At 42.6% G+C, this 6331-nt stretch carries 6 protein-coding genes; 5 read left to right on the top strand and 1 reads right to left on the bottom strand.

Going from position 1 to position 6331, the window contains the following annotated elements:
- Positions 1 to 294: 294 nt before the first annotated feature.
- Positions 295 to 1560 (bottom strand): GTPase HflX, encoded by a 1266-nt coding sequence (hflX, locus tag FPL27_RS19160; RefSeq protein ID WP_143962854.1) that lies wholly within the window; start codon positions 1558 to 1560, stop codon positions 295 to 297.
- A 156-nt stretch (positions 1561 to 1716) separates the two neighbouring features.
- Between hflX and rfbC the strand changes: the two genes are divergently transcribed.
- The 5 genes from rfbC to FPL27_RS19135 all read left to right on the top strand — a co-directional run bounded on the left by rfbC (position 1717) and on the right by FPL27_RS19135 (position 6309).
- On the top strand, positions 1717 to 2268 hold the full coding sequence (gene rfbC / locus FPL27_RS19155; RefSeq protein ID WP_143962853.1) for a dTDP-4-dehydrorhamnose 3,5-epimerase: 552 nt from the start codon (positions 1717 to 1719) through the stop codon (positions 2266 to 2268).
- Positions 2268 to 3017 (top strand): tyrosine-protein phosphatase, encoded by a 750-nt coding sequence (locus tag FPL27_RS19150; protein WP_143962852.1) that lies wholly within the window; start codon positions 2268 to 2270, stop codon positions 3015 to 3017. Before rfbC ends, FPL27_RS19150 begins: the two co-directional genes overlap by 1 nt.
- On the top strand, positions 3014 to 3988 hold the full coding sequence (locus FPL27_RS19145; protein WP_143962851.1) for an NAD-dependent epimerase/dehydratase family protein: 975 nt from the start codon (positions 3014 to 3016) through the stop codon (positions 3986 to 3988). Before FPL27_RS19150 ends, FPL27_RS19145 begins: the two co-directional genes overlap by 4 nt.
- 106 nt (positions 3989 to 4094) lie before the next feature.
- The gene (locus FPL27_RS19140; RefSeq protein WP_143962850.1) at positions 4095 to 5513 is read left to right on the top strand and encodes a tetratricopeptide repeat protein; all 1419 of its coding nucleotides are present in this window, start codon (positions 4095 to 4097) and stop codon (positions 5511 to 5513) included.
- Positions 5514 to 5547: 34 nt separating this feature from the next.
- A complete protein-coding gene (locus FPL27_RS19135) occupies positions 5548 to 6309 on the top strand; it encodes a phosphosulfolactate synthase (RefSeq protein ID WP_143962849.1) in 762 nt (253 codons plus the stop codon).
- Positions 6310 to 6331: the final 22 nt, after the last annotated feature.

The raw sequence follows: 6331 nt of genomic DNA, 5'->3' as shown, positions 1-6331 counted from the left end.
TTACGGCTGTCAAGCAGGCGGTAAAGTTTTACAATGAGGGAAGGCCACATTGGTCACTTAAGTTGGAAATTCCAGCAAGGGTTCATGACCGGCCGGAACTTCACCCCTCCCATAAACGCAAAGATAGTTTTAGCCGAAAACCTGTCAAGGCTAAATGAACTCCGCTCCGCTCCGGCCTTGACAGAACCCCGGCTAAAACTGGTGTTGCATTTAGGAGAGAGTTGAAAGAAAAAAAGTGTCAAGTAAATTTAGGACGTGACAAAAAGGGGCGAAAATTTTTCGCCCCTTTTGTTTTTATTCCATATCCCTAAACTGAGAGAGATCGATTGTTTCGTCCTCTAGATAGTTAGGGTAAATTTTTATGTGGTGCTTTTTCACCTCATCGACAAGTGAATACCTTAATTTTTCAATATTGGTCCCGTCTTGGGCTGCCATAAAAACAGGTGGGATCCCCAATTTCTTGGTGTAGCTCTGTTCAAGCTTGTCAAAATCTAGGAAATTGGCCTCCTCGATTTCATGCTCAGTCATGTGCTGAAGTTCTTCTTCAGACGGCATTCGGGGCACCAAATCAATCTTGTTAAACACTAAAACAGTGGGTTTATTGGAAACACCAATTTCGGAAAGGGTTTGGTTCACTACATTGATGTGATCCTCAAAGTTTGGATGGGAAATATCAACCACGTGCACTAAAATATCAGCCTCTCTTATTTCATCCAAAGTTGATTTAAATGACTCAATCAGGTGGGTTGGCAGCTTTCGGATGAAACCTACCGTATCAGAAAGTAAAAAAGGAATGTTTTCAAGGACAACCTTTCTCACAGTCGCATCCACCGTGGCAAACAGTTTATCCTCTGCCAATACATCTGCCTTGGTCATCAATTTCATCAGCGTGCTTTTTCCCACGTTGGTGTAACCAACCAAAGCAACCCTGACTATCCCCTGGCGGCCTTTTCTTTGGGTTTCGCCCTGCTTTTCTATCTTCTTAAGCTTGTCTTTCAGCAGAGTTATTTGATTTCGGATATCCCTTTTATCAGTCTCGATCTCTTTTTCACCGGAACCACCCCGGGTAGCCGTGCCACCGCGCTGCCTTTCCAAGTGAGTCCACATCCGGGTCAGTCTTGGGAGCAGATATTGATAACGCGCAAGTTCCACCTGGGTTTTTGCCTGGGCGGATTGGGCTCGATTTAGGAATATGTCTAAAATCAATAGGGAACGGTCGTAAACTTTTACCTTCAATTCATTTTCCAGATTTCGCATCTGAGAAGCCGAAAGGTCATCATCGAAGATCACCATGTTGACATCAAAATGATTGACATAGGCTTGGATTTCCTCAAGTTTTCCGGAGCCCACAAAAGTGCGCACATCGGGTCTCTCCATCCGCTGTGTAAACCGGTGGACAGTTCTCGCGCCTAGCGTCTCGGTCAGGAATGCCAGTTCGTCCAAGTATTCTTGGGCTTGCTGTTCGCTTTGGTTTTGATGAATCAATCCAACCAATACCGCTGTTTCCTCCTTAGGAGCGGTGTCGTGAAGTTTCTTAAATTTTCGGGAATATTTGCTCATTTACTATATTTACAGTCCGTAAGTTGCGGGGTAGGCCCCAGCAAGGTTAGAATAACAATAAAAATACCATATACATTCCCTTTGATTGCAAATCTTCTATGGAATGCTAGCTTTGTGTACATAAAGTTAAGGCTCTTTTTCGCATTTTTGTTCAGCATGGAAATAAAACAAGTCTCCATCAATGGAGTTTATGAAATCTACCCTCGGGCTTTTTCCGATGAGCGGGGGTATTTTTTGGAGGTTTTCCGAGAGGATCTGCTCCGAAAACATGGAATTGCAGAAACCTGGGTTCAGGAGAATCAATCTTTCTCCAAAAAAGGAACCATCAGGGGATTGCATTTTCAGAAAGAGCCGTTTGCACAGGCCAAGTTGGCCAGGGTCATCGTAGGCAAAGTTTTGGAAGTATGCGTGGATTTACGAAAAAACTCACCTACTTTTGGCATGCATCATGCAGTTATACTGGATGATCAGCAGCACAATATGCTTTATCTGCCGGCCGGATTTGCCCACGGCTTTGCTGCTTTGGAGGACACCGTGTTTAGTTACCGCTGCAGCAATCATTATCATAAAGAATCGGAAGGGGGAGTACTTTGGGACGACGCAGAACTTGACATAGATTGGCAAGTGGATGACCCCATTCTTTCTGATAAGGACCAGATATTGCCCAGTTTAAAGGATTTTGTACAAGATAGTGGAGGAGGACTTTAATGTCGATATTAGATTTAATATTAGGATCGGGAACAAAACAAAAGGAAGCTCTAGACTTGAGTTGGCTAGGGGTGGATATGCACTCCCACCTGATCCCAGGAATCGATGACGGTTCCCAGAGTATGGAAGAATCCATCAATATGATCGGTAGGATGGTGAAGCTTGGGATCAAAAAGATCATCACCACGCCCCACATCATGACCGAGTTTTACAAAAATACTCCTGGCACCATACTTACAGGGCTTGATGATCTTCGTGCAGGACTCAAAGCCTATGATGTGGATGTGGAAATTGAAGCCGCTGCCGAATATTATCTCGATGAAATATTCATGCAAAAGGTGGAGGCCGGAGAAAAGCTTCTGACCATGGGCGGGCAGTATGTATTGGTTGAAACCGGCTTTATGAGCAAACCCCAAATGTTGTTGGAAAGCTTTTTCGCTATGGAACTGCAAGGGTATACGCCAATTTTTGCCCACCCGGAAAGATATCTCTACTTGCATAATGACCCTAAACTCCTAAAGTCCCTGATGGATAGGGGAGTGCTTTTTCAAGCCAATCTTTTATCTTTTACTGGTTATTACGGAAAAGCCGTGAAAAAATTTGCAGAAATGCTAGTGGACGAAAAACAGGTAATGCTCTTGGGCACGGACGCCCACAATATAAAATACCTTGATGCTTTAGAAGATCTTACCGCACACAGATATTATCACAAACTCAGAGCCCTGCCGCTACTGAACAGTTCCCTATGAAAATATTGATCACAGGCATCACCGGTCTGTTTGGAAGTTATTTAGCCAAGGCATTTAAGTCAATGGGCGAAATACATGGTTTGAAACGCGCGGACAGTCAGCTTGACCTTCTTTCTGATGTTCAGAATGACATTCATTGGCATGAAGGGGACATCAATGACTACCAATCATTGGAGGAGGCTTTCCAAGGCATGGACCTAATCATTCATGCTGCTGGATTGGTTTCCTTTAGAAATGGAGATGAAGGAAAATTGTTAAAGGTAAACGTGGAGGGCACTGCTAATGTGGTCAATGTGATGCTGGGCCTTGATATCAATAAACTTATCCATGTGAGTTCTGTTGCAGCCATAGGTCGCAATCCAGAAAAGATGTTGATGGATGAAAAAGAAAAATGGGTTAATTCCGAACTCAACACTCCGTATGCCATTTCAAAATACTTAGGTGAGTTGGAAGCTTGGCGAGGCGCTGAAGAGGGACTTGATCTGATTGTGGTAAACCCATCTGTGCTTTTGGGAAAAGTAAGTGACAATCGAAGTAGTACAGCCATATATGACTATGTTTTGGAGGAGAAAAAGTTTTTTCCAAAAGGCAATGTCAATTACATAGATGTACGGGATGCAGCCAATATTACGGTTGAGCTTTTTGAGAAAAATGCTTGGGGAAATAGATTTATCCTTAACAATGAGGGTGTACGCTATTTGGAGTTTTTTCGAGCTACTGCCCAAATTTTGGAACGTAAGGCTCCCAAGTGGCCAGTTCCAAGCCGACTTATCAGATTTGCCGATTATTTTTTCAAACTGAAGGGGTTTATTTCCAGAAATACCCCGAGTTTCAGCAAAAAAGCTGTCAAGGCAGCCCAATACCCCATTGTCTTTGATAATACCAAAGTTAACAAGCTCATCAATTACCATTATACACCCCTGAACAAGACGCTGGAATGGGCCAAGAGTGAACGAAAACAACTTGGCTGAGGTTTTGTGATTTGGATTAATGGGATCTGGGCAAAAATAATCCGGAGCCTGTTAGTGGGTATCAATATTATTGGTATCTTAATGACTATATTCTAAATTACATTCGATGACTGGAGATTTTGATCATAACAGGGATGAGGAAAAAGCGCTGGTGCAGAAATTTGAGGACTCACTCAAAGCTAATCTAGATTTGTTCTTTGATGAGGAGCAGCTAGAGGACATCATCCGCTATTACTTTGACATGGGTAAACACAAGAGGGCTTTAAAAGCCAGTGACATTGCCCTGGAGAAATTTCCGTTTTCAATAGAAATTAAGCTGCTGAAAGCACAAAGCCTTATCTTCAATGACGAATTGGAGGAGGGTATGGAAATACTCGAACACATTAATAACATTTCACCCAACAACGAGGAAATCATTCTTGCTTTGAGTAATGGCCACCTCCTGAGCGGTAATCCTAAGGAAGCTATTCAGCTTTTGGAAAATTTTCTTCCTCTTGCGGAAGATAAGGCTGAAGTGTTTTATAGCTTGGGTAACTTCTATCGTGCTGATGGACAGGTGAAAAATGCCATCGAAGCTTATAAGGAAGCCGTAAAACTTCGGATCAACCATGAAGACGCCTTATTCCAGCTGGCAATGATTACTGAAGAGGAAGGCTCGTTTGATGAGATTCTCGATTTCTACAAAGAGTTTATTGACCAAGATCCCTACAGTGCAGGAGCTTGGTATAACCTTGGAGTCGTCTACAATAGGCTTGGGAGGTTTGAAGAAGCTATACACGCCTACGATTATGCACTCCTGATTGATGACACTTTTGCTTCTGCTTATTTCAATCTGGGTAATGCCTATATGAATACCAAGCAGTTTGACCTGGCTTTGGAAGCTTACCAAAACACCATCAATTGCGAAGGCGCCAATGCGGAAAACTGCTGCTATTTGGCTGCTGCGTATGAAAAACTTGACCAAATAGATCAGGCATTCAAATATTTCAAAAAATCCGCAAAACTAGATCCTGAATATGATGACGCCTGGTTTGGACTGGGTATGTGCATGCTGAAGAAGGACAAGTTCTTTGAAGCTATTCATTATTTCAAAAAAGCCATCAACCTGGGAGTGGAAAATGCCAACTACTGGGTAGGTCTTGCCGATGCGGAATACAATCTTGGCAACCTGCACGCCAGTTCTGAGGCCTATGAAGAGGCGATCAATCTGGAGCCAGGTATTATGGAAGCCTATGTGAACCTTTCAATCATTTATTTTGACCAAAACAGGTTTGAGGAAGCAGTAGATGTGTTGAAGGAGGGAATAGAGGAATTGCCTGAGGAATCAGAGTTGTATTACAGATTAGTAGTTTATTTTATAAAGACGGGTAAATACAAAGAAGCCTTTTCATTTTTGGAAAATGCGTTAACTTTGAATTTTGATCGACATGAGCTCCTGTATGAGTTGATGCCTGAAATCAAACATCAGACATCGATCTTCAAGATTATTTCTCAATATAAGGACGGGTCGGCAAAAGAAGAATAGTAGCCTATTAAACTTTTACCTTAAATTTTGTAAAATGAATTATGTCCTGAAAAACATTCCTGTGCGTACTGAAAAGCCACGTACGACAGGATTCACTATGGCCATGGACAAAGGCCTAAGCTTACGAGAAGTAAGCGATCTAATCGAGACAGCAGGAGATTTTGTAGATATTGTGAAATTAGGATGGGCCACCTCCTATGTAACCAAAAATCTCGATGAGAAACTAAAACTGTACAAGGAGGCGAATATTCCGGTATATTTTGGGGGTACTCTTTTTGAGGCTTTTGTCGTTAGAGATCAATTTGACGATTACAGGAAATTATTGGAAAGATATGAACTTTCCTTCGCTGAAGTTTCTGACGGTTCCATAGTGTTGGACCACAACAAGAAATGCGAATACATTAAAACCCTTGCCGAGGACGTAACCGTTCTTTCAGAGGTTGGATCCAAAGATGCAGCCAAGATCATTCCTCCCTATAAGTGGATCGAGCAGATGCGCAAAGAATTGGATGCCGGTGCCTGGAAGGTAATCGGGGAGTCTCGTGAAGGTGGAAACGTAGGTCTATTCCGTGATAGCGGTGAAGTAAGGCAGGGTCTTGTTGAAGAAATCCTGACTCAGATACCAGAAGATAAAATCATTTGGGAAGCCCCTCAAAAAGCCCAACAGGTTTGGTTTATCAAACTCATCGGTGCCAATGTCAACTTGGGAAATATTGCTCCAAATGAAATTATTCCATTGGAGACGATCCGATTAGGTCTTAGAGGCGACACTTTCGACCACTTTCTCGACAAGTAATTATTTCAAAAATCAAAGCTGT

The sequence above is a fragment of the Litoribacter populi genome (assembly GCF_007483685.1).
Taxonomy (GTDB): domain Bacteria; phylum Bacteroidota; class Bacteroidia; order Cytophagales; family Cyclobacteriaceae; genus Litoribacter; species Litoribacter populi.
This window is presented reverse-complemented; position numbering and strand designations above follow the sequence as displayed.